This is a genomic window from Pseudomonas sp. FFUP_PS_473 (genome assembly GCF_002858665.1).
GTDB classification, from domain to species: Bacteria; Pseudomonadota; Gammaproteobacteria; order Pseudomonadales; family Pseudomonadaceae; genus Aquipseudomonas; species Aquipseudomonas defluvii.
In genome coordinates, this window is the sequence record NZ_PJQQ01000022.1 from 1 (window position 1) to 25892 (window position 25892).

General features: G+C 60.7%; 25 protein-coding genes and 1 tRNA gene. 16 read left to right on the forward strand and 10 right to left on the reverse strand.

Annotated elements, in window-relative coordinates; translation table 11 throughout:
• Positions 1-110: 110 nt before the first annotated feature.
• A tRNA-Ser gene (locus CYD26_RS15955) sits at positions 111-198 on the reverse strand.
• Between the two features lie 122 nt (positions 199-320).
• On the opposite strand from CYD26_RS15955, the gene CYD26_RS15960 reads away from it, so the two are divergent.
• The 7 genes from CYD26_RS15960 (at position 321) to CYD26_RS15990 (ending at position 4980) form a co-directional block, all read left to right on the forward strand.
• Entirely contained in the window at positions 321-992 is a 672-nt protein-coding gene (locus CYD26_RS15960; protein ID WP_102053047.1) for a Bax inhibitor-1/YccA family protein, read from the forward strand.
• 123 nt (positions 993-1115) lie between these two features.
• Positions 1116-2498 (forward strand): nucleobase:cation symporter-2 family protein, encoded by a 1383-nt coding sequence (locus tag CYD26_RS15965; RefSeq protein ID WP_102053048.1) that lies wholly within the window; start codon positions 1116-1118, stop codon positions 2496-2498.
• A 102-nt stretch (positions 2499-2600) separates the two neighbouring features.
• A complete protein-coding gene (gene tusD, locus CYD26_RS15970; RefSeq protein ID WP_102053049.1) occupies positions 2601-2993 on the forward strand; it encodes a sulfurtransferase complex subunit TusD in 393 nt (130 codons plus the stop codon).
• Position 2994: 1 nt separating this feature from the next.
• Positions 2995-3354, forward strand: coding sequence for a sulfurtransferase complex subunit TusC (gene tusC, locus CYD26_RS15975; protein WP_102053050.1), 360 nt, complete (start codon positions 2995-2997; stop codon positions 3352-3354).
• Positions 3354-3653: a sulfurtransferase complex subunit TusB gene (tusB, locus tag CYD26_RS15980; protein WP_065760997.1), complete on the forward strand. Its 300-nt coding sequence runs from the start codon at positions 3354-3356 to the stop codon at positions 3651-3653. Before tusC ends, tusB begins: the two co-directional genes overlap by 1 nt.
• Positions 3650-3985, forward strand: coding sequence for a TusE/DsrC/DsvC family sulfur relay protein (locus tag CYD26_RS15985; RefSeq protein WP_102053051.1), 336 nt, complete (start codon positions 3650-3652; stop codon positions 3983-3985). The genes tusB and CYD26_RS15985 overlap by 4 nt, the downstream gene beginning before the upstream one ends.
• Positions 3982-4980 (forward strand): glycosyl transferase family protein, encoded by a 999-nt coding sequence (locus tag CYD26_RS15990; protein WP_102053052.1) that lies wholly within the window; start codon positions 3982-3984, stop codon positions 4978-4980. The genes CYD26_RS15985 and CYD26_RS15990 overlap by 4 nt, the downstream gene beginning before the upstream one ends.
• A gap of 75 nt (positions 4981-5055) precedes the next feature.
• Here CYD26_RS15990 and cysG read toward each other — a convergent pair whose 3' ends face one another.
• From cysG to CYD26_RS16020, 6 genes are all read right to left on the reverse strand, one after another.
• Positions 5056-6441: a siroheme synthase CysG gene (cysG, locus tag CYD26_RS15995; protein WP_065761000.1), complete on the reverse strand. Its 1386-nt coding sequence runs from the start codon at positions 6439-6441 to the stop codon at positions 5056-5058.
• Complete coding sequence (serS, locus tag CYD26_RS16000) at positions 6442-7722, reverse strand: serine--tRNA ligase (protein WP_102053053.1); 1281 nt, start codon at positions 7720-7722, stop codon at positions 6442-6444.
• 17 nt (positions 7723-7739) lie between these two features.
• On the reverse strand, positions 7740-8114 hold the full coding sequence (crcB, locus tag CYD26_RS16005; RefSeq protein ID WP_099775287.1) for a fluoride efflux transporter CrcB: 375 nt from the start codon (positions 8112-8114) through the stop codon (positions 7740-7742).
• Positions 8111-9436: a replication-associated recombination protein A gene (locus CYD26_RS16010; protein ID WP_065761815.1), complete on the reverse strand. Its 1326-nt coding sequence runs from the start codon at positions 9434-9436 to the stop codon at positions 8111-8113. Before CYD26_RS16010 ends, crcB begins: the two co-directional genes overlap by 4 nt.
• Positions 9437-9454: 18 nt before the next feature.
• Entirely contained in the window at positions 9455-10078 is a 624-nt protein-coding gene (gene lolA, locus CYD26_RS16015) for an outer membrane lipoprotein chaperone LolA (protein WP_065761816.1), read from the reverse strand.
• A 63-nt stretch (positions 10079-10141) separates the two neighbouring features.
• Positions 10142-12577 (reverse strand): DNA translocase FtsK, encoded by a 2436-nt coding sequence (locus tag CYD26_RS16020; RefSeq protein WP_102053054.1) that lies wholly within the window; start codon positions 12575-12577, stop codon positions 10142-10144.
• Positions 12578-12877: 300 nt separating this feature from the next.
• On the opposite strand from CYD26_RS16020, the gene aat reads away from it, so the two are divergent.
• The 3 genes from aat to infA all read left to right on the forward strand — a co-directional run bounded on the left by aat (position 12878) and on the right by infA (position 14644).
• Positions 12878-13558 (forward strand): leucyl/phenylalanyl-tRNA--protein transferase, encoded by a 681-nt coding sequence (aat, locus tag CYD26_RS16025; RefSeq protein ID WP_102053055.1) that lies wholly within the window; start codon positions 12878-12880, stop codon positions 13556-13558.
• A gap of 57 nt (positions 13559-13615) precedes the next feature.
• Positions 13616-14323 carry an arginyltransferase gene (locus CYD26_RS16030; protein WP_102053056.1) on the forward strand — a complete coding sequence of 236 codons (708 nt, stop codon included), beginning with the start codon at positions 13616-13618 and terminating at the stop codon, positions 14321-14323.
• 102 nt (positions 14324-14425) lie between these two features.
• Entirely contained in the window at positions 14426-14644 is a 219-nt protein-coding gene (gene infA / locus CYD26_RS16035) for a translation initiation factor IF-1 (RefSeq protein ID WP_002553999.1), read from the forward strand.
• A gap of 129 nt (positions 14645-14773) precedes the next feature.
• Here infA and clpA read toward each other — a convergent pair whose 3' ends face one another.
• Together clpA and clpS are read right to left on the reverse strand one after the other, a co-directional pair.
• On the reverse strand, positions 14774-17044 hold the full coding sequence (gene clpA, locus CYD26_RS16040; protein WP_065758553.1) for an ATP-dependent Clp protease ATP-binding subunit ClpA: 2271 nt from the start codon (positions 17042-17044) through the stop codon (positions 14774-14776).
• Positions 17045-17074: 30 nt separating this feature from the next.
• Complete coding sequence (gene clpS / locus CYD26_RS16045; RefSeq protein ID WP_065758552.1) at positions 17075-17437, reverse strand: ATP-dependent Clp protease adapter ClpS; 363 nt, start codon at positions 17435-17437, stop codon at positions 17075-17077.
• A 224-nt stretch (positions 17438-17661) separates the two neighbouring features.
• Here clpS and cspD point away from each other — a divergent pair, with 224 nt between their 5' ends.
• Complete coding sequence (gene cspD / locus CYD26_RS16050) at positions 17662-17916, forward strand: cold shock domain-containing protein CspD (protein WP_178081716.1); 255 nt, start codon at positions 17662-17664, stop codon at positions 17914-17916.
• A 73-nt stretch (positions 17917-17989) separates the two neighbouring features.
• On the opposite strand, the gene icd is transcribed toward cspD, so the two are convergent.
• Positions 17990-19246 (reverse strand): NADP-dependent isocitrate dehydrogenase, encoded by a 1257-nt coding sequence (gene icd / locus CYD26_RS16055; protein WP_065758550.1) that lies wholly within the window; start codon positions 19244-19246, stop codon positions 17990-17992.
• Between the two features lie 412 nt (positions 19247-19658).
• Here icd and CYD26_RS16060 point away from each other — a divergent pair, with 412 nt between their 5' ends.
• The 5 genes from CYD26_RS16060 (at position 19659) to purB (ending at position 25830) form a co-directional block, all read left to right on the forward strand.
• Positions 19659-21884 (forward strand): NADP-dependent isocitrate dehydrogenase, encoded by a 2226-nt coding sequence (locus CYD26_RS16060; protein WP_065758549.1) that lies wholly within the window; start codon positions 19659-19661, stop codon positions 21882-21884.
• A gap of 129 nt (positions 21885-22013) precedes the next feature.
• Positions 22014-22454 carry an NUDIX hydrolase gene (locus tag CYD26_RS16065; RefSeq protein WP_065758548.1) on the forward strand — a complete coding sequence of 147 codons (441 nt, stop codon included), beginning with the start codon at positions 22014-22016 and terminating at the stop codon, positions 22452-22454.
• Between the two features lie 71 nt (positions 22455-22525).
• Positions 22526-23647, forward strand: coding sequence for a tRNA 2-thiouridine(34) synthase MnmA (gene mnmA / locus CYD26_RS16070; RefSeq protein ID WP_065758547.1), 1122 nt, complete (start codon positions 22526-22528; stop codon positions 23645-23647).
• Positions 23647-24267, forward strand: a complete 621-nt coding sequence (gene hflD, locus CYD26_RS16075) for a high frequency lysogenization protein HflD (RefSeq protein WP_065758546.1) — start codon at positions 23647-23649, stop codon at positions 24265-24267. The genes mnmA and hflD overlap by 1 nt, the downstream gene beginning before the upstream one ends.
• 192 nt (positions 24268-24459) lie before the next feature.
• Positions 24460-25830, forward strand: a complete 1371-nt coding sequence (gene purB, locus CYD26_RS16080) for an adenylosuccinate lyase (protein ID WP_065758545.1) — start codon at positions 24460-24462, stop codon at positions 25828-25830.
• Positions 25831-25892: the final 62 nt, after the last annotated feature.

Sequence of the window (25892 nt, forward strand, 5' to 3'; positions counted from 1 at the left end):
ACCTCCAAGTCACCCATTCAGCCACCACAGCCAAACGGGTTGCGCTAACGCGCAACGCGCCATGCCTGGCGCACAACGCAAAAAGCCCTGAATAATCAGGGCTTTGAATATGGCGGAAGCGTAGAGATTCGAACTCTAGGATAGTTGCCCATCGACGGTTTTCAAGACCGTTGCCTTAAACCACTCGGCCACGCTTCCTCGGCTTTGCGGGCGCCATAATACCGAAATGAAACAAGCTGTCAAACTCTCTGTGTAGCCGCTTTGCATGCCTCTGTTATGATCTTTGCATCTGAACGTTTCAAAACCACAGGAGTGTCGCCATGCGCGAACAGGATTACGCCGTCAATCACGGCCTGCAGGTCGAACAGCAAGAAGTCAGCCGCGTCCTGCGTAACACGTACGGCCTTCTGGCTTTAACCCTTGTTTTCAGCGGCATCATGGCCTACGTGGCCCAGCAGATGCGCGTCGGCTACCCGAACGTGTTCGTGGTGCTGATCGGCTTTTATGGCCTGTTCTTCCTCACCAACAAGCTGCGTGATTCGGTCTGGGGCCTGGTCTCCACGTTCGCCCTCACCGGTTTCATGGGTTTCATCCTCGGCCCTATCCTCAACCGTTACCTGGGCATGCAGGGCGGCGCTGAAGTCGTCAGCTCGGCATTCGCCATGACCGCGCTGGTGTTCGGCGGCCTGTCGGCCTATGTGCTGATCACCCGCAAGGACATGAGCTTCCTGGGTGGCTTCATCACTGCCGGTTTCTTCGTGCTGATGGGCGCAGTACTGGCCAGCCTGTTCTTCCAGATCAGCGGCCTGCAACTGGCGATCAGCGCCGGCTTCGTGCTGTTCTCGTCGGTCTGCATTCTGTTCCAGACCAGCGCGATCATCCACGGTGGTGAGCGCAACTACATCATGGCAACCATCAGCCTGTATGTATCGATCTACAACCTGTTCATCAGCCTGCTGCAGCTGTTTGGCCTGATGGGTCGCGACGACTGATAGCCCGGTAGTGTACGAAAGCCCACTTCGGTGGGCTTTTTCATGGGTGGCGTTTGGGCTTTGCCAAATGGGTGTGCCACCGTAGAATGCGCTCCTTTTTTCTCCCGGGGCAGCACACTACCCATGAGCGCAATCGAACACCGGCCCGGCGCACCCGCGCAGGCCAATGAACTGGTCCTGGGTCTGGAAGACCGCCCTCGCCCGCTGATCGGCCTGCTGGCCGCCCTGCAGCACTTGCTGGCGATCATCGTGCCGATCGTGACCCCCGGCCTGCTGATTTGCCAGGCACTGGGGGTTTCAGCCCGCGATACCAACCTGATCGTGTCGATGTCGCTGGTCATCTCCGGGATTGCCACCTTTGTGCAGTGCCGCCGCTTCGGGCCGTTTGGCGCCGGATTGCTGATCGTGCAGGGCACAAGCTTCAACTTTGTCGGCCCGCTGATCGCTGGCGGTGCGTTGATGGTCAAGCAAGGCACGCCGGTAGAAGGCGTGATGGCAGCCATCTTTGGTGTGGTCATTGCCGGCTCCTTCGTGGAGATGGGTATTTCCCGGATCCTGCCGTTCGTCAAGCGCCTGATCACCCCGCTGGTGACCGGTATCGTGGTGCTGATGATCGGCCTGACCCTGATCAAGGTCGGCCTGATCAGCATGGGTGGCGGCTTTGCGGCCATGGCCAACGGCACCTTCGCCAACGGTGAGAACCTGCTGCTGTCAGGTGTGGTGCTGGCGATTATCGTGGTGCTCAACCGTATTCCTGTGGTCTGGATGCGCAGTTGCGCCATCGTCATTGCCCTAGCCGTGGGTTATGCGCTGGCCGGCTACATGGGCCGCCTGGACTTTACCGGCATGCACCAGGCCGAGCTGTTCCAGGTGCCGATGCCGCTGCACTTCGGCCTGAGCTTCTCCTGGGCACTGTTTATCCCGATGCTGGTGATCTACCTGGTGACCTCGCTGGAAGCCATCGGTGACGTAACCGCCACCAGTAAGGTGTCGCGCCAGCCGGTAGAAGGCCCGGTGTGGATGCAGCGGATCAAGGGCGGCGTGCTGGTGAACGGCGCCAACTCGCTGTTGGCCGGCGTATTCAACACCTTCCCCAGCTCGATCTTCGCCCAGAACAATGGGGTGATTCAGTTGACCGGTATCGCCAGCCGCCATATCGGTGTGTGGATCGCCGCAATGCTGGTGCTGCTGGGCCTGTTCCCGGCAGTGGCCGGTGTGATTCAGGCGGTGCCTGAGCCGGTATTGGGTGGCGCAGCGATGGTGATGTTCGGGGCCGTGGCGGCATCGGGTATCAATATCCTCGCCAGCATCAGCCTGGACCGCCGCGCACTGCTGATTATCTCGGTGTCGCTGGCGCTGGGGCTGGGTGTGGCGCAAGTACCGGAGTTCCTCGCCCATATGCCGTCGGCACTGCGCAATGTGCTGGAGTCGGGCGTCGCCACCGGCGGGATCTGTGCGCTGGTATTGAACTGGTTCCTGCCAGAAAGCAGCACGCACAAGGCCTGATTGGCGGCGCCTCGCGCCTGGCAACCGATAGAACAGGAAGCCCGCAGCCCGCTGCGGGCTTTTTGCTTTATTATTCCCACAGATTTGCTGACAGAGCCTCCCATGAAGTTCGCGATTGCGGTTTTTTCCCCGGCCCATGCGCCCTCCTCGCGCCGCGCCCTGCTGTTCGCCCAGGCCGTACTGGCAGGCGGGCACGAGATCGTCCGGTTGTTTTTCTACCAGGATGGCGTTCACAGCGCTTCAAGCAATGTGGTCACGCCCCAGGATGAGCTGGATGTTCCAGCCCAGTGGCGCACCTTCGTCAGCGAGCAACAGCTCGATGGCGTGGTGTGCATTGCCGCCGCCTTGCGCCGTGGTGTGCTGAACGCAGAAGAAGCCCAACGCTATCAGCGCCAGGCAGCAAACCTGTCGGCGCCTTGGGAGCTGTCAGGCCTTGGCCAGTTGCATGAGGCCGCACAAACCGCCGACCGTCTGGTCTGCTTTGGAGGCGATTGAGATGGCCAAGTCCCTGTTGATCATCAGCCGTCAAGCGCCGTGGGCAGGCCCGTCGGCCCGCGAAGCGCTGGACATCGCCCTGGCCGGCGGCGCCTTTGACCTGCCATTGGGCATGCTGTTTCTCGATGACGGTGTGTTCCAGCTCGCACCCGGCCAGCAACCCGCACAGCTGCAGCAGAAGAACCTTGCAGCCAACCTGCAGGCGCTGCCCATGTTCGGCGTAGAAGAATTGTTTGCCGCCCGCACCAGCCTGCTCGAGCGCGGCCTTTGCACCGAGCAGTTGAGCTTGCCGGTAGAAGTGCTGGACGACGCTGCGCTGGCAGCGCTGATTGACCGTTTTGACCAGGTGGTAACCCTCTGATGAGCACCCTGCACGTCATTTCCCACTCACCCTTTGGCGACGACCGCCTGAGCAGCTGCCTGCGCCTGCTCGGCCCCGCCGATGGCCTGTTGCTCTGCGGCGATGCGGTGTATGCCCTGCAACCCGGCAGCGCGCCGCTGAGCACCCTGCTCGCCCACAACCTTGGCGAGCGCCTGTTTGCCCTTGAAGAGGACCTGCAGGCTCGCGCCATTGCGGCAGACACCCTGGCCCGCAGCGTCGATTACCCGGCTTTCGTGGCCCTGTCCCTGCAATACGACAAGGTCAACAGCTGGTTATGAGTACCCTGACTGTCGGCACCCGCGACATCGCGCTGGATAAAGAGGGCTACCTGCTGGAACTGAGTGACTGGTCCAGCGAAGTCGCCGCCGCGTTGGCTGAGCGTGAAGCACTGGAACTGACCCCCGAGCACTGGGAAGTACTGGAACTGCTACGTCAGTTCTACCAGGAGTTCCAGCTGTCGCCAGCCACCCGCCCGCTGATCAAATACACAGCCTTGAAGCTGGGCCCGGAAAAAGGCAACAGCCTGCACCTGAATCGCCTGTTCAAGGGCACCCCTGCCAAACTCGCCGCCAAGCTGGCGGGCCTGCCGAAGCCAACCAATTGCATATGACCGATCCTCGCCCGTTGACCCTCGAAACCCCGGCTGAGCACCCTTTCGCCCAATTTGTGCGCATCCTTGGCAAAGGCAAGCGCGGTGCTCGCGGCCTGACCCGCGAAGAAGCCCGTGAGGCCATGGGCATGCTGCTCGACGAGAAGGTCGAGGAAACCCAGCTGGGTGCGTTCCTGATGCTGTTGCGGCACAAGGAAGAGAGCCCCGAGGAACTGGCAGGCTTCACCGAAGCGCTGCGCCAGCGCCTGCAAGCGCCGCCAATGCAGGTCGACCTCGACTGGCCAAGCTACGCGGGCAAGAAACGTCACCTGCCCTGGTTCCTGCTGGCGGCCAAGTGCCTGGCAGCAAACGGCGTGCGTATCCTGATGCATGGCGGCGGTGCGCATACCGCGGGGCGCCTGTACACCGAGCAACTGCTCGACCTGCTGCAGATCCCGCTGTGCCGCGACTGGAATGCCGTGTCCACGGCGCTGGATAACCAGCACCTGGCGTTTGCTCCATTGCAGGACTGGGCGCCCCCGTTGCAGCGGATGATCGACCTGCGCAACACCCTGGGCCTGCGTTCACCCATCCATTCCCTGGCCCGCGTGCTCAACCCGTTGGGCGCGCGCTGCGGCCTGCAGAGCATCTTCCACCCCGGCTATCAGGCAGTGCATCGCGAAGCCAGCCGACTGCTCGGTGACACGGCCATTGTGGTCAAGGGCGACGGGGGTGAGATAGAGGTCAACCCGGACAGCGCCAGCCATTTGTATGGCACGGTAGGCGGGCAGGATTGGGATGAGGAATGGCCAGCGCTCGCTGCACAGCGCCATGTCAAACCGGCCAGCCTGGAGCCGGAGCATTTACTGGCGGTCTGGCGCGGTGAAGCCCGCGACAGCTACGGTGAAATGGCTTTGATTTCGACCATGGCCCTGGCCCTGCGCGGGCTGGGCGACGACCGTGAAAACGCGTTCGCCAAGGCACGGGCGTACTGGGACGCACGCCCGCTCGGTTAATGACCCGGCAGGCCTGACAATGAAGGCGCCGCACTGGCGGCGCCCATCGCTGCAATCGCCAACAAGGGCCAGCTTTTACTGGGCGCCTTCGAACCAGGCGAGCTTGTCACGCAGTTGCACCACCTCACCGACGATGACCAGCGTTGGCGCATGGACTTCATGCTCCGCCACCAGTGTCGGCAGGTCAGCCAACGTGCCGGTAAAGACTCGCTGGTTAGGCGTGGTGCCCTGCTGAACCAGCGCCGCCGGGGTATCGGCGGCACGACCATGACGGATCAGCTCGGCACAGATAGTCGGCAACCCCACCAGCCCCATGTAGAACACCAGGGTTTGCGCAGGCGCCACCAGATCGTTCCACGGCAAGTTACTGGTGCCATCCTTGAGATGACCGGTCACGAAGCGCACTGACTGGGCATAGTCACGGTGGGTCAGCGGGATACCGGCATACGCCGAGCAACCACTGGCCGCCGTGATACCGGGCACTACCTGGAATGGAATACCCTGCTCCGCCAGTTCCTCGATTTCCTCGCCGCCACGCCCAAAGATGAACGGATCGCCCCCCTTGAGCCGCAGCACGCGCTTGCCTTGCTTGGCCAGGTCAACCAAAAGCTGATTGATCTGATCCTGAGGCACGGCGTGATCGGCGCGACGCTTGCCAACGTAAATACGCTCGGCATCACGACGGCACAGCTCAATGATTGCCGGTGCCACCAGGCGGTCATAGAGCACCACATCCGCTTGCTGCATCAGGCGCAAGGCGCGGAACGTCAGCAGATCAGGATCGCCAGGACCAGCGCCAACCAGGTACACCTCACCTGACGTCTGCGCGGGTACGCCGTCTACCTTGGCTTGCAACAAACGCTCGGCTTCAGCACCCTGCCCGGCCAGTTGGCGCTCGGCAATCGGCCCCTGAAAGACATCTTCCCAGAAGCCACGGCGCTGGTTGACGTCTGGGTAGAGCGCTTTCACCTTGTGGCGAAAACGCGCTGCCAGGCCGGCCAGCTCGCCATAAGCCGCAGGGATCCAGGTTTCCATCTTGGCCCGGATCAACCGCGCCAGGACCGGTGCATCGCCGCCGCTGGACACCGCAACAACCAGTGGCGAACGGTCGACAATGGCCGGAAAAATCACCGAACACAACGCTGGCGCATCGACCACATTGACCGGCACACAACGCTTGCGGGCATCTGCAGACACCTGAGCATTGAGTTCCTGGTCATCAGTAGCCGCGATGATCAACTGACAACCGTCCAGATCGCTTTCCTGATACCCACGGGACAGGAGTTCACCACCGCTGTGCCGGGCGAGCTCGGCCAATTGCCCTTCGATCTCGGGCGCAACCACACGTAATACGGCGCCGGCATCTGCCAGCAAGCGAGATTTGCGCAAGGCAATCTCGCCGCCACCTACGACCAGCACACGGCTGCCACGCAGGTTGTGGAACAGCGGTAGAAATTCCATTTAGCCGATGACCTCCAGGCCGCCCATGTAAGGCTTGAGGACTTCTGGCACACGAATCGAGCCATCGGCTTGCTGGTAGTTCTCCAGCACTGCCACCAGCGTACGGCCGACCGCCAGGCCAGAACCGTTGAGGGTGTGCACCAGTTCCGGCTTGCCGGTTTCCGGGTTACGCCAGCGGGCCTGCATACGACGGGCCTGGAAGTCACCACAGTTGGAGCACGAGGAAATTTCGCGGTACTTGTCCTGGCTCGGCACCCAGACTTCCAGGTCGTAGGTCTTGGTGGCGCTGAAACCCATGTCGCCGGTGCACAGTGCCAGCACGCGGTATGGCAGCTCGAGGGCTTGCAGTACGCGCTCGGCGTTCGCCGTCAGGCCTTCCAGGGCTTCCATGGACTTGCTCGGCTCAACGATCTGAACCATCTCGACCTTGTCGAACTGGTGCTGACGGATCATGCCGCGGGTATCACGCCCCGACGCACCGGCTTCACTGCGGAAGCATGGGGTGTGGGCAACGAACTTGATCGGCAGTTGCTTGGCATCGAGGATCTCGCCAGCGACGATGTTGGTCAGCGACACTTCAGCGGTCGGGATCAGGTAGAAGTCGGCTTCGCCTTCACGGCTGATCTTGAACAGGTCTTCCTCGAACTTCGGCAGCTGGCCAGTGCCTTGCAGCGCAGGTGCTTGAACCAGGTACGGGGTGTAGGCCTCTTCGTAACCGTGCTCGTTGATGTGCAGGTTGATCATGAACTGGGCCAGGGCACGGTGCAGGCGCGCAATCGGGCCACGCAGCAGGGCAAAACGTGCGCCCGACAGCTTGGCTGCGGTCTCGAAGTCCAGCCAGCCGTTCTTCTCGCCCAGGGCGACGTGATCCTGGACCGGGAAATCAAAGGCCTTCGGGGTGCCCCAGCGGCGCACTTCAACGTTGCCTTCTTCGTCTTCACCGACCGGCACGGAAGCGTCCGGCAGGTTCGGAATGCCCATCAGAATGCCATCCAGCTCGGACTGGATGCTGTCCAGCTCGACCTTGCCACTGGCCAGTTCGGTCGCCATGCGCTCGACGTCAGCCATCAGCGGAGCGATGTCTTCGCCCTTGGCCTTGGCCTGGCCGATGGACTTGGAACGGGCGTTACGCTCGGCCTGCAGCTGCTCGGTGCGGGTTTGCACCACCTTGCGGCGCTCTTCCAGTGCTTCGATGCGCGCGACATCCAGGCTGAAGCCACGGGAGGCCAGGCGGTCCGCCACTTCCTGAAGTTGGCCGCGTAACAGTTTGGAATCGAGCATATCGTTCTCTCGTTGGTTCAGAATTTGGTCAAAGACAGGCCAGCCCAGGTTGCGAGCAGGCCGCCAAGTACGCTGAGCGCGGCATAGCCGAACGCCAGCGGCGCCTGCCCGCTTTCGAGCAGGCGCACGGTATCCAGTGAAAAGGATGAAAAGGTAGTCAAGCCGCCAAGAAAACCGACAATCAGGCCGGCCCTCAACTCGACCGGTACCAGCGGGCGATGCAAAAACAAACCGTACAACAGCCCGATCAACAAGCATCCAATCAGATTGACTGCCAGCGTACCGAGATAGAAGTGGCGTGGCCAGTGCGCGTTCACCCAATTGGCTGTGGCAAAGCGCAGCAAGGTACCGGCAATGCCGCCTGCACTCACCGCCGCAACAACCGCAATCATGGTTTTCTCCGTTGCCGTGGGCTTTGCCGGTCCAGCTCGGCCAGGTGCTTGAGCTTTTCGCCGATCTTCAGCTCCAGGCCGCGCGGTACCGGTTGATAGTACTGGCGCGGTTCCAGGTTGTCGGGGAAGTAGTCTTCGCCAGCGGCATAGGCATCCGGCTCGTCGTGGGCATAACGGTACTCGTCCCCGTAGCCCAACTGCTTCATCAGCTTGGTCGGCGCGTTGCGCAAATGCAGCGGCACCTCAAGCGAACCGTGCTCGGCGGCTTCGCGCATGGCAGCCTTGAAGCCCATGTACACCGCGTTACTCTTCGGCGCACAGGCCAGGTAGGTAATCGCTTGCGCCACCGCCAGCTCGCCTTCCGGGCTGCCCAGGCGCTCCTGCACGTCCCAGGCGGCCAGGCACAGGCTTAACGCGCGAGGATCGGCGTTGCCGATGTCTTCACTGGCCATGCGCACCACGCGCCGGGCAATGTAGAGTGGGTCGCACCCGCCGTCGAGCATCCGCGCAAACCAGTACAGCGCACCGTCGGGGTTGGAGCCACGCACCGATTTGTGCAGTGCCGAAATCTGGTCGTAGAACGCCTCTCCGCCCTTGTCGAAACGGCGACGGGTATCGCCCAGCAGGCTTTGCAGCAGGTCGACGCCGATCTCACTGCCGTCTTCGGCCAGGTCCGAGGCGTTTTCCAGCAGGTTGAGCAAACGCCGGCCATCGCCATCCGCCGCCGCCAAAAGCATCTTGAAGCCTTCATCGCCCAGGCTGAGCTGGCGCTTGCCCAGGCCACGTTCTTCGCTCAGCGCACGCTGCACCAGCTTGCGCAACGCCGCTTCGTCGAGGCTTTTCAGCACATAGACCCGCGCCCGCGACAGCAAGGCGTTGTTCAATTCAAACGAAGGGTTCTCGGTGGTCGCGCCAATGAAGATCAGCGTGCCGTCTTCGACGTAGGGCAGGAAAGCATCCTGCTGCGACTTGTTGAAACGGTGCACTTCATCGACGAACAGGATGGTCCGGCGACCATACTGGCCGGCCTGCTGCTTGGCGATTTCTACCGCGTGACGGATCTCCTTGACCCCGGCCAGCACGGCCGACACCGTTTCGAAGTGGGCATCGCAAAACTGCGCCAGCAGCCGCGCCAGGGTGGTCTTGCCCACCCCTGGCGGCCCCCAGAAGATCATCGAGTGCAGCGCGCCCTGTTCCAGTGCTTCACGCAGTGGCTTGCCACGCGCCAGCAGGTGCTCCTGACCGACGTACTCGTCCAGGTTGGCCGGGCGCAGACGCGCGGCCAAGGGCTGGGCAACAGGCTCACTACGAAACAGGTCCATCAACGGCTGCCTTACCTCTTATTCCTGAATGACGTCAGCGCCTTTCGGGATATCGAACTTGAATCTGCCCGCTGGAATCGCCTCGTTGGCCTTGACCCCGGTGAACAGGATATTGGTGCGCTGACCGACGCTGTCGATCAGTTGCATGTCATTGATCAGGCCACGGCGAAACGACAGACGCAGGGAGTCGAACAAGGTGTCCTTGGTCTTCGGCTTGAGGGTGAAATCCACCACTTCGCCTTGCTCCTTGGAAGAGATCTCGAAGCTCTGGCTGATCTTCGACACATCGCCGGACAGCAGCAGTGCTGGCGTCTGGGTCAGACGCTCGTCGAGCTTCTTGATGGTCGCCTGTTCCAGGTCCGGGTCCCACAGGGTGACTTTCTGCCCGTCCGACACCACGACCTGCTCCTGTGGCGCATCGGTGTGCCAGTAGAACAAGCCAGGGCGTTTCACCGACATTTCACCGTTGGTTTCCTGCAACTGGGTACCGCTGCCATCAAGGGTCAACTGAGAGAAACGGGCAGTGATTGTCTGCGATTTTTCCAGCAACTGGGTCAGACGCGCCACGTCTTGCTCACCGGCATAGGCCGGAATGGCGGACACCGTCAGGGCAGAAACCAACAACATGCGAATCAGGCGCATGAGAATCCTCGTAGAACAGTGAATGGGCCGGGCACCGTCATTGGCACCCGGCAAAATCGATCATCAGTCGCGCATTGGCCCAGGCGCAATGACCTCGCGCGAGCCGTTGGTGTTCATGGCCGTGACCACACCCGCCATTTCCATCGCTTCGATCATCCGCGCAGCGCGGTTGTAGCCGATCTTCAGCTTGCGCTGAACCGCGGAGATGGACGCACGACGACTTTCCAGAACGAACTGAACCGCTTCATCGTACAACGCATCGGTCTCAGCGTCGTCGCCACCCTCGCCGCCGCTACCGCCGTCGAAGCCACTGCCGGCCTCTTCGACACCGTTGAGGATGTCGTCGTTGTAGTCCGGGGCGCCACGCTGCTTCCACGCTTCAACCACGCGGTGCACTTCTTCGTCGGAAACGAACGCACCGTGTACACGGATCGGCAGGCTGGTGCCTGGCGGCATGTAGAGCATGTCACCATGGCCGAGCAACTGCTCGGCACCACCTTGGTCAATGATGGTGCGCGAGTCGATCTTGCTCGATACCTGGAAGGCCATTCGGGTTGGAATGTTGGCCTTGATCAGGCCGGTAATCACGTCCACCGAGGGCCGCTGAGTCGCGAGGATCAAGTGGATACCGGCCGCACGCGCTTTCTGGGCGATACGGGCGATCAGCTCTTCGACCTTCTTGCCAACGATCATCATCATGTCGGCAAATTCGTCGACCACCACCACGATGGTCGGCAGGGTTTTCAGCAGCGGCGGCTGGTCGTCCATGCTCTCACGGCGGAACAGCGGGTCATAAACCGGCTCGCCGGCTTCCTCGCCATCCTTGATCTTTCGGTTGAAGCCGGCCAGGTTACGCACACCCATGGCAGCCATCAGCTTGTAGCGACGCTCCATCTCGGCCACGCTCCAGCGCAGGGCGTTGGCCGCGTCCTTCATGTCGGTGACGACAGGGCAAAGCAGGTGCGGAATGCCCTCATAGATCGACAGCTCGAGCATTTTCGGGTCGATCATGATCAGCTTGGCGTCTTCCGGGCTCGACTTGAACAGGATCGACAGGATCATCGCGTTGACGCCCACCGATTTACCGGAACCGGTAGTACCGGCCACCAACAGGTGCGGCATCTTGGCCAGGTCGGTAATCACCGGCTTGCCGCCAATGTCATGGCCCAGCGCCAGGGTAACCGGCGACTTGGCTTCATCGTACTGCGGCGACGACAGCACTTCGGAGAAGCGCACGATCTGCCGGTCTTCGTTCGGGATCTCGATACCCACGGTAGTCTTGCCGGGGATGACCTCGACCACGCGCACGCTGGTCACGGCCAGCGAACGCGCCAGGTCCTTGGCCAGGTTGGCAATACGGCTGACCTTGACCCCGGCAGCGGGCTGGATTTCGTAACGGGTAATCACCGGGCCGGGGTGGATCGAGTCCACCGACACTTCGACACCGAACTCCTTGAGTTTGATTTCCAGCAACTGCCCGACACCAGCCAGCGACTCAGGCGAATAGTTGACCTGCTTCTTCTCGGCAGGATCGAGGATAGAGATCGGCGGCAAGGTGCCCTCGACGGCGCTATCGACGAACACCTGTGCGGGTTTTTCCGCCTGCACACGCTTGATCGGTTCTGCCGCCTTGACCTGCGCTGGAGCTGGAGCTGGAGCTGGAGCTGGCATGATGATCGGCGCAGGCGACTGAGGACGCTCGACCACCGGTTTGCTCGGCGCCGGCTCACGCTCGACGACGCGCTCACGAGCCTTGGCCGGCTCGCGGCGCTCGGCAACCACCGGCGCCATGATCTCGTGGTCCTGCTCGTCGACCGCACGCAGCTGGGCAACCAGTTGCTTGCGTTCGTTACGCGCTGACCACCAACGACTGGCCGCCCCCTGGAACACTTCGAACAGGTCAAGGGTGATCTTGCCGGTAAGGTCCATCACCTTGAACCACGACAGGTCGGTGAACACGGTAAGGCCAAACAGAAACAGGGCAATGAACATCAGGGTGCTGCCCTGCACGTTCAAGGCATTCTTGGCCAGGTCACCCAGGCTTTCGCCCAGCGCGCCGCCGGCAGACGCCGGCAGGCTTGGGGCCGAATGAAAATGGATATGCGCCAGCGCGGCACCGGACAGCACCAGGAACACCAAGCCGATCAGGCGCCAGGAAAACAGCCAGCCGCTCCACTGCCAGGGCTGGTGACGCTCACGAAAGATCTGCCAGGTCTTGATCGCCAGCAACAGCGGGAAGATGTAGGCGAAATAGCCCAGCACCATGAACAACACGTCCGCAAAGAAGGCGCCGGCGCGGCCCGCCGCGTTCTGCACCTGATCGACGTTGCTGGTGTGGCTGAAGCCAGGGTCTGCCTGGTCGTAGGTAAGCAGAGCCATCCACAGATACAGGCACAGGGCGCCCATGGCAATCAGGGCACCCTCCTTGAGCCGGTAGTGCAGTTGCTGGCGCCAAAGCGGAACCGGCAAGGGGTTTGGGGTAGCGGTGGATTTCTTCAAAACGCGTCTATTCCTGCGCTGCTTGCGCGTCCAACAGGTGGTCGGCTGTCGGAGGCAGCCAACAAACCATTACTTTTAACATTACTACCCGTATGCCGCCATGGCGGTGCGCCAGAATACGTCGCAGACGGGATTAATTGCATAATGTTCAATTTGAGCACGCATTCTCTTTTGTGACAAAGGCTTATACGGGCTTTTTGCGTAGTAGGGACAACAAATCAGCCGGCAAGTTGCGGTTGACCCGCATCGCCCTGGCAGGCGATCCTGACCACCCTCCCCTCTTCTGCCGTTGAAACGACGATGCTGACCTGGCTGAGCCGCGATTCTCTTGACTTCCCCCCTCTGGAAAAGGCGCTGCGCGACCCCAACGGCCTGCTCGCCGCTGGCGGTGACCTGAGCGCGGAACGGCTGGTCCAGGCCTATCGGCATGGCTGCTTCCCCTGGTATCAGGATGGCCAGCCGATCCTGTGGTGGTCACCGGACCCGCGCACCGTGTTGTTTCCCAACGAGTTGCATGTCTCGCGTTCGTTGCGCAAGGTCATGCGCCAAGGGCGCTATCAGGTCAGCTTCGACCAGGACTTCGCCGGTGTCATCCGTGCCTGCGCGGCGCCACGCGCCTATGCCGACGGCACCTGGATCACCGACAGCATGCAGAAGGCGTACCTGAAGCTGCACCAGCAGGGTTTTGCCCACTCCGTGGAAGTCCGCGAGCAAGGTGAGCTGGTCGGCGGCCTGTACGGGCTGGCAATGGGCCGCCTGTTCTTCGGCGAGTCGATGTTCAGCCGGGCCGACAACGCCTCCAAAGTCGGCTTTGCAACGCTGGTCGAGCACCTGAAAAACGCCGGCTTTGTCCTGATCGACTGCCAGATGCCCACCGAGCACCTGCACAGCCTCGGCGCCCGGGCAATTGCCCGCGCCACGTTCGCCGACTACCTGCGTCGCTACCTCGATCAAACCAACTCGGCGACATGGGTTTGCTAGGCGAGTTTTTCCAGCTGGCTTACACTTAAAACAAACGTCACTCCCGAGGGGTTGATCATGACAGAGCTGGCGCGGTTGAAGTTTTATGCCACTCAACCCCATTCCTGCAGTTACCTGCCAAACGAGCAAGCCACGACGCTGTTTCTCGACCCGAGCCAGCCAATGGACGTGCATGTCTACGCAGATCTGTCGGAAATGGGCTTCCGGCGCAGCGGCGACCACCTGTACCGGCCGCATTGCCAGAACTGCAATGCCTGCGTACCGGCACGCATTCCGGCCGCACGGTTTTTGCCCAACCGCCAGCAGAAGCGCATCCTCAAGCGCAACGCCGACCTGGTCGTGACCGCTGCGCGCCCGGCCTTCAACGAAGAGTACTTCGACCTGTATCGACGCTATATCGAACAGCGTCATGCCGATGGCGACATGTACCCACCAAGCCGCGATCAGTTCGCCACCTTCCTGGTCCGCGACCTGCCATTCTCACGCTTCTATGAATTTCGCCTGGACGGTCGCCTGCTCGCCGTGGCAGTCACCGACCTACTGCCCAACGGCCTGTCGGCCGTCTACACCTTCTACGAGCCCGATGAGGAGCGTCGCAGCCTGGGGCGCTATGCCATCCTCTGGCAGATCACCGAAGCGCTGCGCCTGAACCTGGAGGCGGTCTACTTGGGCTACTGGATCAAGAACTGTAAAAAGATGAATTACAAGACCCAGTACCGCCCCATCGAGCTGCTGATCAATCAGCGCTGGGTGACGCTAAATTGAAATCCTTGGCTTGAACCCCATTTTTCGGGCACAATGCACGCCACTTTTTTTGCCTGGCGCAGCCGCACCGGGCCATTAACTGGATACCGAGGGCTTTACTGCATGTCGAAAGAAGACAGCTTCGAAATGGAAGGCACTGTCGTCGACACCCTGCCCAACACCATGTTCCGCGTGGAGTTGGAAAACGGGCACGTCGTTACCGCGCATATCTCCGGAAAAATGCGCAAGAACTACATTCGAATTCTGACTGGTGACAAGGTCCGCGTCGAACTGACGCCTTATGACCTGAGCAAAGGGCGCATCACCTACCGCGCCCGTTAAGCGTCATCAACGAAAACGCCCGGCATGAGCCGGGCGTTTTCGTTTGTCTCAATGAAACCATGGAGAACCCACCCGCACCATCGCCGGCAAGGCCGACTCCCGCAGGAGCCGGGCTGCCGATGACGGCTATCAGGCCATTTCAGCCGTCGTCTCGAACTCGAACACCAACTCGCCATCACGCATGTCGACGTGCACCACGCCACCATGCTCAGCCAGCTCACCAAACAGGATCTCTTCAGCCAATGGCCGTTTGATCTTGTCCTGAATCAGCCGCGCCATTGGCCGCGCACCCATCTGCGCATCATAGCCACCCGCTGCCAGCCAGCTACGCGCCGCATCGGAAACCTCCAACAGCACGCGCTTGTCTTCGAGTTGCGCCTGCAGTTCGGTGAGGAACTTGTCGACCACACTCTTGATGGTTTCGTGGCTCAGACGACCAAATTGAATGATGGTGTCCAGGCGGTTACGGAACTCCGGCGTGAAGCTCTTCTTGATGACTTCCATCGCATCGGAGGAGTGATCCTGCTGCGTAAAGCCAATCGAGGCGCGCGCAGCCGTCTCGGCACCCGCGTTGGTGGTCATGATGACAATCACGTTGCGGAAGTCCGCCTTGCGCCCGTTGTTGTCGGTCAGCGTGCCATGGTCCATCACCTGCAGCAGCAGGTTGAAGACTTCCGGATGCGCCTTCTCGATTTCATCAAGCAGCAACACGCAGTGCGGCTGCTTGGTGATTGCCTCGGTCAGCAAACCACCCTGATCGAAACCGACGTAACCGGGTGGCGCACCAATCAGGCGCGACACGGTATGCCGCTCCATGTACTCGGACATGTCAAAGCGCACCAGTTCGACACCCAGCGCCTTGGCCAGCTGTCGCGCCGCCTCGGTCTTGCCGACACCTGTAGGCCCGGCAAAGAGGAACGAGCCAACCGGCTTGTCCGGCGACTTCAGGCCAGCCCGCGACAGCTTGATTGCGGTGGCCAGCGAATCGATGGCAGCGTCCTGACCGAACACGGTCAGCTTCAGGTCACGCTCCAGGTTACGCAGCAGTTCCTTGTCGGAGCTGGTGACGTGTTTTGGTGGGATCCGCGCGATCTTGGCAACAATATCCTCGACCTGAGGTACATCGATACGCTTGACTCGCGACTCTACCGGCTGCAGACGCTGGTAGGCGCCCGCCTCGTCAATGACGTCGATGGCCTTGTCAGGCATATGCCGGTCATTGATGTAGCGCGCTGCCAGCTCGGCAGCGGCACGCAGGGCTTCATCGCTGTACTCGATGTTGTGATGCGACTCGAAACGCCCCTTGAGCCCACGCAGGATACCAACGGTGTCTTCCACCGATGGCTCACTGACATCGACCTTCTGGAAGCGCCGCGCCAAGGCACGGTCTTTCTCGAAGATGCCACGAAACTCCTGGAACGTGGTCGAGCCAATGCAGCGGATATCCCCCGAGGACAGCAAGGGCTTGAGCAGATTGGACGCATCCATCACGCCGCCCGATGCCGCACCGGCACCGATAATGGTGTGAATCTCGTCGATGAACAGAATCGCCTGCGGCCGTTTACGCAGCTCATTGAGCAACGCCTTGAAGCGCTTCTCGAAATCACCACGGTACTTGGTACCGGCCAACAGCGCACCCAGGTCCAGCGAGTAGACCACGCTGTGCGACAGCAGATCCGGCACCTGGCCATCAACGATACGCTTGGCCAGGCCTTCGGCAATGGCCGTCTTGCCCACGCCCGCTTCACCGACCAGCAGCGGATTGTTCTTGCGCCGACGGGCAAGGATTTGTGCCACACGCTCAACCTCGGCCTCACGCCCTACCAATGGGTCGATACGACCCTGGCGTGCCTGCTCGTTGAGGTTGCTGGCATAGGCGTCCAGCGGGTTGCTCGAGGAAGAGGTTTCGCCGCCCTCCTCATCCTGCATGTCCTGATCGTTTTCGGAATGCTCGCCGTGCCCTGGCACCTTGGAGATGCCATGGGCGATGTAGTTGACCACGTCGATACGGGCCACACTTTGCTGCTTCAGCAGAAACACCGCCTGGCTTTCCTGCTCGCTAAAGATCGCCACCAGCACATTGGCACCGGTCACTTCACGCTTGCCCGAGCTCTGTACATGGAATACTGCACGCTGCAACACGCGCTGGAAGCCCAGGGTTGGCTGGGTTTCGCGATCCTCATCGTGCACCGGGATCAATGGCGTGGTGGAGTCGATGAACTCCTGCAGGTCGTGTTTGAGTTTATCGAGGTTCGCACCACAGGCCCGCAGAACGGTGGCGGCTGCCTCATTATCCAATAGTGCCAGCAGAAGGTGCTCGACGGTCATGAACTCATGACGCTTCGAACGGGCCTCCTTGAAGGCCAGATTGAGGGTGACTTCGAGCTCGCGGTTTAACATAGCTTCACCTCATACCCAAGTGGTCGGCGATTAACCGTCCTTCTCGATTTCACAGAGTAGCGGATGCTGGCTTTCCCTGGCGTATTGGTTGACCTGCATGGCCTTGGTTTCGGCGATGTCACGGGTAAACAATCCGCACACTGCCCGTCCTTCTGTATGGACGGCCAGCATGACCTTGGTCGCCAACTCGCGGTTCAGGTTAAAGAACATTTCGAGCACTTCGACGACAAAATCCATCGGGGTGTAGTCATCATTGAACAAAACCACCTTGTACATCGGCGGTGCCTGCAGCGCTGGCTTGGCTTCCTGCACCGCCAGCCCGGACCCATCGTCCTCATGCGATTGCGGGTGATCCTGATTGAATGTTAGTCGAATCTGGCTATGTGCATGCATGGAAAGAATTTCATCATTTCGACACGTTAAGGTTGTGAGTTGACCGCCGGGTCGACGCCTGGACGACCGTCGCATCGCCTTGACTATCAGCAAAACGGTGTTACAACCAATAAGAACCCACCGTGGTCAACAAGGTCCGCGCAGTCAACCAGAGTTCGCAGGTTAATCAGCGGATTGAGTGGATGATACTCCAGTGATGGAGTCCTTTGCAGAGGGATATGAGGATGGCAAGCGGTAAAGTCAAGTGGTTCAACAATGCCAAGGGCTACGGCTTCATCAACGAGGAGGGCAAGACCGAAGACCTGTTCGCCCACTACTCGGCCATTGAGATGGACGGCTACAAGACGCTGAAAGCCGGACAAACCGTTGCCTTCGACATCATCCAGGGCCCCAAGGGCTTGCACGCCGTGAAAATCAGGGCAGCCGCAAAGACGGAAACCGCAGCCCCCACCTCCGCCTCGACCACCACACTCGCCTGACACACCTTGTTTTTGAATCGCCCATAAAAAACCGGCCAATCCGCAAGGACTGGCCGGTTTTTTTGTACCGCCCTTACATGTGCTTGATCAGTGCTTCACCGAAACCGGAACTCGACACCAGCGTAGCGCCGTCCATCAGGCGCTCGAAGTCGTAGGTCACCGTCTTGGCGGCAATAGCACCGTTGGTGCCCTTGATGATCAGGTCAGCCGCCTCGGTCCAGCCCAGGTGACGGAGCATCATTTCAGCGGAGAGGATCACCGAACCCGGGTTGACCTGGTTCTTGCCGGCGTATTTCGGCGCAGTACCGTGGGTAGCTTCGAACATGGCTACGGTGTCGGACAGGTTGGCGCCCGGCGCAATACCGATACCGCCCACCTCGGCCGCCAGCGCGTCGGACAGGTAGTCACCGTTGAGGTTAAGGGTGGCGATGACATCGTACTCGGCTGGACGCAGCAGGATCTGCTGGAGCATGGCGTCGGCAATGGCATCCTTGACCACGACCTTGCGGCCGGTTTTCGGGTTTGTGAACTGCATCCACGGGCCACCATCGAGCAGTTCGGCGCCAAACTCGTTCTTGGCGACTTCGTAGCCCCAGTCCTTGAAGGCACCTTCGGTGAACTTCATGATGTTGCCCTTGTGCACCAGGGTCAGCGACTCGCGGTCGTTATCCACGACGTACTGCAGGGCCTTGCGCACCAGGCGCTGGGTGCCTTGCTTGGAAACCGGCTTGATACCAATACCGCAATCCTGATCGAAACGGATCTTGGTAACGCCCATTTCTTCCTTCAGGAACTTGATGACCTTGTTCGCCTCAGGCGAACCCGCCTTCCACTCGATACCGGCATAGATGTCTTCGGAGTTCTCACGGAAGATCACCATATCGACATCGCCGGGCTTCTTGACCGGGCTTGGAACGCCTTCGAACCACACCACCGGACGCAGGCAGACATACAGGTCCAGTTGCTGACGCAGGGCCACGTTCAGGGAACGGATACCACCACCGACCGGAGTGGTCAGCGGGCCCTTGATGGAGACGACGTAATCCCTGACCGCATCCAGGGTTTCCTGAGGCAGCCAGGTATCCTGGTCATACACCTGGGTAGCTTTCTCGCCGGCATAGACTTCCATCCAGGAGATCTTGCGCTTGCCACCATAGGCTTTCTCTACGGCAGCATCGACAACCTTGATCATGACCGGGCTGACGTCGACGCCAATGCCGTCACCTTCAATGAACGGGATGATCGGGTTGTCTGGAACATTGAGAGAATGGTCTGCGTTGACGGTGATTTTGTCGCCGACTGCCGGAACCTTGATTTTCTGGTATCCCATGCTGCACTCCGTTTTTTTGGTGTGGTTCGTCATCATGCATTACCCAGAGCCTAACCCAGTTGACGGATAACGGAAACCTCGTACACCAATCCGTCACAAAGCGCCAAAATCTCTACATCTTTCGTCTATAAGTGACCAACCGACCACTACGTCTTGGTGATTAAGACCAAGGGTTTGGTATACTCCGCCGGTGACCAAAGGGTCACTGGGGGTAACCGGCCTGAAATGAGACCCGCGCCCCGACAAGACTGAGCTGTTACCGCAGCCCAGCCGTTTGACACTCGACTGATGCATCACCATCAACGCCCAGAACCCTCGACCTTCTGCTTATGGATGTGTCCAGGCGAAGCGCATTACCCTGCGCACCTCGAGATTCTGTGCACGCTCAGCAAAACAGAGAGTTAACCCGAATATGCCCACCCGATCCAAGATCATCTACACCTTCACCGACGAAGCCCCCGCCCTCGCCACCTACTCACTGCTGCCCATCGTCGAAGCCTTCACTGCTACCGCCGACATCGCGGTAGAAACCCGGGACATCTCTCTCGCCGGCCGCATCCTTTCTGCCTTCCCTGAACAGCTCGGCGCCGACAAGCAAGTGGCCGACCACCTGGCAGAACTGGGCAAACTGGCAACCACGCCAGAAGCCAACATCATCAAGTTGCCGAACATCAGCGCCTCGGTTCCACAACTGAAAGCCGCGATCAAGGAACTGCAAGCCAAAGGTTTCAACATTCCGGACTACCCGGAAACCCCGGCCACTGACGCCGAGAAAGAAACCCGCGCACGCTACGACCGCATCAAGGGCAGCGCCGTAAACCCGGTACTGCGCGAAGGCAACTCCGACCGCCGCGCACCGCTGTCGGTCAAGAACTATGCCCGCAAGCACCCGCACAAAATGGGCGCCTGGGCTGCAGACTCCAAGTCCCACGTTGCCCACATGAGCAACGGCGACTTCTACGGCAGCGAAAAAGCCGCGCTGATCGAAGCCGATGACAGCCTGCGCATCGAACTGCTGGACAAGAACGGCAACACCACCGTTCTGAAAGAGAAAACCTCGGTCAAGGCCGGCGAAATCATCGACTGCTCGGTCATGAGCCGCAAGGCACTGCGCAGCTTCATCGCCGCTGAAATCGAAGACGCCAAGGCCAAGGGCGTACTGCTGTCGGTTCACCTGAAGGCGACCATGATGAAGGTCTCCGACCCGATCATGTTCGGCCAGATCGTTGCCGAGTACTATCAGGACGCGCTGAACAAGCACGCTGACGTACTGGAACAGATCGGCTTCAACCTGAACAACGGTATCGGCGACCTGTACGCCCGTATCAAGGCCCTGCCTGCTGACAAGCAAGCCGAGATCGAAGCCGACATCCAGGCCGTCTACGCCGTTCGCCCGGCGCTGGCCATGGTCAACTCCGACAAGGGCATCACCAACCTGCACGTGCCAAGCGACGTGATCGTCGACGCTTCGATGCCGGCCATGATCCGTGACTCGGGCAAGATGTGGAACGCCGAAGGCCAGCTGCAAGACACCAAGGCCGTCATCCCGGATCGTTGCTACGCCACCATCTACCAGGCCGTTATCGAAGACTGCAAGAAACACGGCGCCTTCGACCCAACGACCATGGGCAGCGTACCGAACGTTGGCCTGATGGCACAGAAAGCCGAAGAATATGGCTCTCACGACAAGACCTTCCAGCTCGCTGCCGACGGCGTTGTTCGCGTTGTAGACAGCAAAGGCAACCTGGTGCTGCAGCAGGACGTCGAAGCTGGCGATATCTTCCGCATGTGCCAAGCCAAAGACGCCCCGATCCAGGACTGGGTCAAACTGGCCGTCAACCGTGCTCGCGCCAGCAACACCCCAGCCATTTTCTGGCTCGACCCACAACGCGCCCATGACGGCGTGATGATCGAGAAAGTCCAGAAGTACCTGAAAGACCACGACACCACCGGCCTGGACATTCGTGTCCTGTCGCCAGTCGAGGCCATGAAGGTATCCCTGGAGCGTATCCGTGCAGGCAAGGACACCATCTCGGTGACCGGCAACGTACTGCGCGACTACCTGACCGACCTGTTCCCGATCATGGAGCTGGGCACCAGCGCCAAAATGCTGTCGATCGTTCCGCTGATGAACAACGGCGGCCTGTTCGAAACCGGCGCCGGCGGTTCGGCACCGAAGCACGTACAGCAGCTGGTCGAAGAGAACTTCCTGCGCTGGGACTCGCTGGGTGAATTCCTGGCCCTGGCCGCTTCTCTGGAACACCTGAGCAACGCCTACGCCAACCCGAAAGCCAAGGTCCTGGCCAACACCCTGGACCAGGCAACCGGCAAGTTCCTGGACGACAACAAGTCGCCAGCGCGCAAGGTTGGTGGCATCGACAACCGCGGCAGCCACTTCTACCTGACCCTGTTCTGGGCACAGGCACTGGCTGCACAAAACGACGACGCCGCACTGCAAGCGCGCTTTGCCCCACTGGCCAAGGCACTGACCGAGAACGAAGCGACCATCGTCGCCGAGCTCAACGCTGTCCAGGGCAAGCCAGCCGAAATCGGTGGTTACTACTACCCTGATGCCGAGCTGACCAGCAAAGTGATGCGCCCAAGCCAAACCTTCAACAGCGCGATTTCTGCACTGTAACGGTCGCTTGATGTAACACCAGAAACCCCGGCCACGCACCGGGGTTTCTGCTTTTCTGCAGAGGCGTGGCACCCGCGTCGCCGAGAACACCGGCCATGCGATCCACCTGCACAACACAGGACCTTGCACATGACCTGGCAACCCCACATCACCGTCGCCACCATTGTCGAAGACCAGGGCCGTTTCCTGCTGGTCGAAGAGTTCAAAGCCGGCAAGCACGTATTCAACCAGCCGGCAGGCCACTTGGAGGCCAACGAGTCGCTGGCCGAGGCAGCCCTGCGCGAAACGCTTGAGGAGACCGCCTGGGACGTAGAACTGACCGGCGTGGTCGGCATCTACCTCTACACCGCCCCCAGCAACGGCGTGACCTACCAGCGCGTCTGCTTTGCCGCCAAACCGCTGCGGCACAATGCCGACCGCGCACTGGACAGCGACATCGTCCGCGCCGTGTGGCTGACCCGCGAGGAACTGCTCGCCGACCCCGAGCGCTGGCGCAGCGAACTGGTACCTCGTTGCATTGACGACTTCCTCGCCGGCCCCCTGCACAGCCTGGCAGTGATCCGCGATTGAGCATGGTTTTCGCCTTGCCGCGCACAGCCTGTTAGAATCTTGTCCTTTTACCCGGATACGCAGCGATTCCTATGTCCACTCCAGCTCTCAAAGAACCCGAAAAGACGCGCGTGATCGTCGGCATGTCCGGCGGCGTGGACTCTTCCGTTTCCGCCCTTCTGCTGATGGAGCAGGGTTATCAGGTCGAAGGCCTGTTCATGAAGAACTGGGAAGAGGACGACGGTACCGAGTACTGCACCGCCCGCGAAGACCTGGCCGACGCACAAGCCGTGTGCGACCGCATCGGCATCAAACTGCACACCGCCAACTTCGCCGCCGAATACTGGGACAACGTGTTTGAGCACTTCCTGGCGGAATACAAGGCCGGACGCACGCCAAACCCGGACATCCTCTGCAACCGCGAAATCAAGTTCAAGGCGTTCCTAGACTACGCCCTGATGCTCGGTGCCGACCTGATCGCCACCGGCCACTACGTGCGCCGCCGCGACATTGACGGCCGCACCGAGCTGCTCAAAGGCCTGGACCCGAACAAGGACCAGAGCTACTTCCTCCACGCCGTCGGCGGCGAGCAGATTGCCCGCACCCTGTTCCCGGTCGGTGAACTGGAAAAACCGGAAGTACGCGCCATCGCCGAAAAACATGGCCTGGCTACCGCAAAGAAAAAAGACTCCACCGGCATCTGCTTTATCGGTGAACGTCGCTTCAGCGATTTCCTCAAGCAGTACCTGCCCGCCCAGCCTGGCGAAATCCAGACCACTGAAGGCGACGTCATCGGCCGCCACCATGGCCTGATGTACCACACCATCGGGCAACGCCAGGGGCTGGGTATCGGCGGTCTGAAAGACGCAGGCGATGAGCCGTGGTACGTGCTGGAGAAAGACCTCGCCCGCAACGTGCTGGTAGTTGGCCAGGGCAATGAACACCCATGGCTGTTCTCCCGCGCCTTGCTCGCCTCGGAGATCTTCTGGGTGAACCCGATCGACCTGTCCAGCCCACGCCGCCTGACCGCGAAAGTGCGCTACCGCCAGAGCGACCAGGCCTGCACCCTGGAGCGCACCAACGACGGTTATCGGGCAGTATTTGAAGAACCTCAAAGGGCGGTAACGCCCGGCCAGTCCGTGGTCTTCTATGATGGTGAGATCTGCTTGGGCGGCGGCGTGATCGAAGTAGCCGAGCCTTGGAGCCAGCGTTGATGAATACCACGCAAGAACAGCTGGTTGCACTGGGCGGCGTCTTTCAGGCTGCCGTACTGGTCGATCGAATTGCCCGTACCGGCCAGGTCAGCGAAGCCAACCTGAGCTGCATGCTCGGCAGCCTATTGGTGCGCGACCCCAAGGACACCCTGGAAGTGTTCGGCGGCGATGACCTCAACCTGCGAGACGGCTACCGCGCCCTGGTCAGCGCCCTGGAGCGCGACCCCGCCAGCCTGCAGCGTGAACCACTGCGCTACGCGCTGTCGATGCTGGGCCTTGAGCGCCAACTGGCCAAACGTGGCGACATGCTTGAAGTCATCGGCAACCGCCTGCCACAAATCCAGTCCCAGGCCGATCATTTCGGCCTCGCGCACGAGAACGTCATAGCCTCCAGTGGCGCCCTGTATCAGGACACCCTGAGCACCCTGCGCCAACGCATTCAGGTACACGGTGACATGCGTCACCTGCAACAACCCAACAACGCCTCGAAGATCCGCGCCCTGCTGCTCGCCGGCATCCGCGCGGCGCGCCTCTGGCGCCAGCTTGGCGGCCATCGCTGGCAACTGGTGTTCAGCCGGCGCAAACTGCTCAAAGAGCTCTACCCGATGATGCGCGGCTAAACACCGCACAGGAGCCAGCCTTGCTGGCGATTCAAGCAACGCGAAACAGCGGATGGCTCGACCACACCATCGCTGGCAACGCCGGCTCCTGCAGACACCAAGCGTTTTACCTTTTGTCAGACCCCCGACCCGGGTGCATTTTTCATGTATGATATGCGCCCTTTTCGTTGCCCGACTGTCCGAGAACACCCCATGCAGCTCTCCTCGCTCACTGCGGTTTCCCCTGTTGACGGCCGCTACGCCGGCAAAACCCAGGCCCTGCGCCCTATTTTCAGCGAATACGGCCTGATCCGTTTCCGCGCCCTGGTTGAAGTTCGCTGGCTCCAGCGCCTGGCCGCTCACCCGCAAATCAGCGAAGTTCCGGCCTTCTCCGCCGAAGCCAACGCCCTGCTCAACGGCCTGGCCGATGAGTTCGCCCTCGAGCACGCCGAGCGCGTGAAAGAGATCGAGCGCACCACCAACCACGACGTAAAAGCCATCGAATACCTGCTCAAGGAGCAGGCAGCCAAGCTGCCAGAGCTGGCCAAGGTCAGTGAGTTCATTCACTTCGCCTGCACCAGCGAGGACATCAACAACCTGTCCCACGGCCTGATGCTGCGCGCTGGCCGTGATGACGTGCTGCTGCCACTGATGCGCCAGATCGCCAACGCCATCCGTGAACTGGCCCACCGTTTCGCCGACGTACCAATGCTGTCGCGCACCCACGGCCAACCGGCTTCGCCGACCACCTTGGGCAAGGAACTGGCCAACGTCGTCTACCGCCTCGAGCGCCAGATCGCACAGGTTGCCGCTGTCCCGCTGCTGGGCAAGATCAACGGCGCCGTGGGCAACTACAACGCCCACCTGTCGGCTTACCCGCAAATCGACTGGGAAGCCAATGCCCGCGCCTTCATCGAAGACGAACTGGGCCTGGTGTTCAACCCGTACACCACCCAGATCGAACCGCACGACTACATTGCCGAGCTGTTCGACGCGATTGCCCGCTTCAACACCATCCTGATCGACTTCGATCGCGATATCTGGGGCTACATCTCGCTGGGCTACTTCAAGCAGCGCACCATCGCGGGTGAAATCGGTTCTTCGACCATGCCGCACAAGGTCAACCCGATCGACTTCGAAAACTCCGAAGGCAACCTCGGTATCGCCAACGCACTGTTCCAGCACCTGGCCAGCAAGTTGCCGATCTCGCGCTGGCAGCGCGACCTGACCGACTCCACCGTGCTGCGCAACCTGGGCGTTGGTTTCGCCCACAGCGTGATCGCCTACGAGGCCAGCCTGAAGGGCATCAGCAAGCTGGAAATCAACACCCAGCGCATCGCCGACGACCTGGACGCCTGCTGGGAAGTATTGGCCGAGCCAATCCAGACCGTAATGCGTCGCTACAACATCGAAAACCCTTACGAGAAGCTCAAGGAGCTGACTCGCGGCAAGGGCATCAGCCCGGAAGCACTCCTGACCTTCATCGACGGTCTGGACATGCCTGCCGAAGCGCGCGAAGAACTGAAGAAGCTGACTCCAGCGTCCTACATCGGTAACGCTGCAGCTCAAGCCAAACGCGTCTGATTATTGCCTTGCGCGTTAACGCCCGGCCAAGCCGGGCGTTTTTATTACCGAAAGAAAATTAC

Excerpts from the sequence above, each read along its gene's own strand:
- CYD26_RS15960 (WP_102053047.1), top strand. The coding sequence starts at position 321 with ATGCGCGAACAGGATTACGCCGTCAATCACGGCCTGCAGGTCGAACAG.
- CYD26_RS15965 (WP_102053048.1), top strand. The coding sequence starts at position 1,116 with ATGAGCGCAATCGAACACCGGCCCGGCGCACCCGCGCAGGCCAATGAA.
- tusD (WP_102053049.1), top strand. The coding sequence starts at position 2,601 with ATGAAGTTCGCGATTGCGGTTTTTTCCCCGGCCCATGCGCCCTCCTCG.
- tusC (WP_102053050.1), top strand. The coding sequence starts at position 2,995 with ATGGCCAAGTCCCTGTTGATCATCAGCCGTCAAGCGCCGTGGGCAGGC.
- tusB (WP_065760997.1), top strand. The coding sequence starts at position 3,354 with ATGAGCACCCTGCACGTCATTTCCCACTCACCCTTTGGCGACGACCGC.
- CYD26_RS15985 (WP_102053051.1), top strand. The coding sequence starts at position 3,650 with ATGAGTACCCTGACTGTCGGCACCCGCGACATCGCGCTGGATAAAGAG.
- CYD26_RS15990 (WP_102053052.1), top strand. The coding sequence starts at position 3,982 with ATGACCGATCCTCGCCCGTTGACCCTCGAAACCCCGGCTGAGCACCCT.
- cysG (WP_065761000.1), bottom strand. The coding sequence starts at position 6,441 with ATGGAATTTCTACCGCTGTTCCACAACCTGCGTGGCAGCCGTGTGCTG.
- serS (WP_102053053.1), bottom strand. The coding sequence starts at position 7,722 with ATGCTCGATTCCAAACTGTTACGCGGCCAACTTCAGGAAGTGGCGGAC.
- crcB (WP_099775287.1), bottom strand. The coding sequence starts at position 8,114 with ATGATTGCGGTTGTTGCGGCGGTGAGTGCAGGCGGCATTGCCGGTACC.
- CYD26_RS16010 (WP_065761815.1), bottom strand. The coding sequence starts at position 9,436 with ATGGACCTGTTTCGTAGTGAGCCTGTTGCCCAGCCCTTGGCCGCGCGT.
- lolA (WP_065761816.1), bottom strand. The coding sequence starts at position 10,078 with ATGCGCCTGATTCGCATGTTGTTGGTTTCTGCCCTGACGGTGTCCGCC.
- aat (WP_102053055.1), top strand. The coding sequence starts at position 12,878 with ATGCTGACCTGGCTGAGCCGCGATTCTCTTGACTTCCCCCCTCTGGAA.
- CYD26_RS16030 (WP_102053056.1), top strand. The coding sequence starts at position 13,616 with ATGACAGAGCTGGCGCGGTTGAAGTTTTATGCCACTCAACCCCATTCC.
- infA (WP_002553999.1), top strand. The coding sequence starts at position 14,426 with ATGTCGAAAGAAGACAGCTTCGAAATGGAAGGCACTGTCGTCGACACC.
- clpA (WP_065758553.1), bottom strand. The coding sequence starts at position 17,044 with ATGTTAAACCGCGAGCTCGAAGTCACCCTCAATCTGGCCTTCAAGGAG.
- clpS (WP_065758552.1), bottom strand. The coding sequence starts at position 17,437 with ATGCATGCACATAGCCAGATTCGACTAACATTCAATCAGGATCACCCG.
- cspD (WP_178081716.1), top strand. The coding sequence starts at position 17,662 with ATGGCAAGCGGTAAAGTCAAGTGGTTCAACAATGCCAAGGGCTACGGC.
- icd (WP_065758550.1), bottom strand. The coding sequence starts at position 19,246 with ATGGGATACCAGAAAATCAAGGTTCCGGCAGTCGGCGACAAAATCACC.
- CYD26_RS16060 (WP_065758549.1), top strand. The coding sequence starts at position 19,659 with ATGCCCACCCGATCCAAGATCATCTACACCTTCACCGACGAAGCCCCC.
- CYD26_RS16065 (WP_065758548.1), top strand. The coding sequence starts at position 22,014 with ATGACCTGGCAACCCCACATCACCGTCGCCACCATTGTCGAAGACCAG.
- mnmA (WP_065758547.1), top strand. The coding sequence starts at position 22,526 with ATGTCCACTCCAGCTCTCAAAGAACCCGAAAAGACGCGCGTGATCGTC.
- hflD (WP_065758546.1), top strand. The coding sequence starts at position 23,647 with ATGAATACCACGCAAGAACAGCTGGTTGCACTGGGCGGCGTCTTTCAG.
- purB (WP_065758545.1), top strand. The coding sequence starts at position 24,460 with ATGCAGCTCTCCTCGCTCACTGCGGTTTCCCCTGTTGACGGCCGCTAC.